Here is a 1,009-nt window from a genome sequence, read left to right on the forward strand (position 1 = left end):
TTGGGGTGAAGTCGTAACAAGGTAGCCGTATCGGAAGGTGCGGCTGGATCACCTCCTTTCTAAGGAATTACTTCAGTCACGTTGATGACTGGATAAACTCAGGCAGGGTTTATTGCTCACTCGTTGTCAGTTTTGAAAGAGCAATCTTTCATCCACATCCGTTTGGTGGCGATGGCGGAGGGGAACCACGCGTTCCCATCTCGAACACGACCGTTAAGCCCTCCAGCGCCGATGGTACTTGGACCGCAGGGTCCTGGGAGAGTAGGGCGTCGCCAAGCAGGTGCGCAAGCATCTATATGTTTTACCTTTTCTGTTGTTGTCTCGACGTTGTGTCGTAGACGCAACGAATATTGTTCCTTGAAAACTGGATAGCGAAAGAAATGAAATGCTGAAACATCCTTAAATCTTACGATCTTTAATTGTAAGCGAAGGGTGACTCGGATGGATTGCGACCTTTTGCTACTTCCCCCCTTACCTTGAGTCTTTATGGATTCAGAGGGGGGAAGTAGGAACGGCGCACATCCACCGAGTCACCCGGAGCGTTGGTTAAGCTAATAAGAGCGCACGGAGGATGCCTAGGCACCAGGAGCCGAAGAAGGACGTGGCGAACAACGATACCGCCTCGGGGAGCCGTAAGCATGCTTTGATCCGGGGATATCCGAATGGGGAAACCCAGCTGTCGTAATGGACAGTTACCCATGAGTGAATACATAGCTCATGAGGAGGCATACCGGGGGAACTGAAACATCTAAGTACCCCGAGGAAGAGAAAACAAAAGTGATTCCGTCAGTAGCGGCGAGCGAACGCGGATTAGCCCAAACCAAGGAGCTTGCTCCTTGGGGTTGTAGGACGTCTCACATGGAGTTACAAAGGTGTTGATTAGGCGAAGAGGTCTGGAAAGGCCCGCCATAGCAGGTAAAAGCCCTGTAGCCAAAAGTCAGTACTCTCCGAGACGGATCCTGAGTACGGCGGGACACGAGAAACCCCGTCGGAATCCGGCAGGACCATC

3 rRNA genes are annotated in these 1,009 nt (G+C 51.8%); all 3 read left to right on the forward strand.

Annotation, left to right across the window (positions count from 1 at the left end):
* A 16S ribosomal RNA gene (locus tag ACFO9Q_RS10145) occupies positions 1–59 on the forward strand; the annotation flags it as partial.
* 102 nt (positions 60–161) lie between these two features.
* Positions 162–278, forward strand: a 5S ribosomal RNA gene (gene rrf / locus ACFO9Q_RS10150).
* Positions 279–544: 266 nt separating this feature from the next.
* Positions 545–1,009 (forward strand): 23S ribosomal RNA (locus tag ACFO9Q_RS10155); the annotation flags it as partial.

Origin of the sequence: Paenibacillus sp. GCM10023252 (assembly GCF_042653305.1) — a bacterium.
Taxonomy (GTDB): domain Bacteria; phylum Bacillota; class Bacilli; order Paenibacillales; family Paenibacillaceae; genus Pristimantibacillus.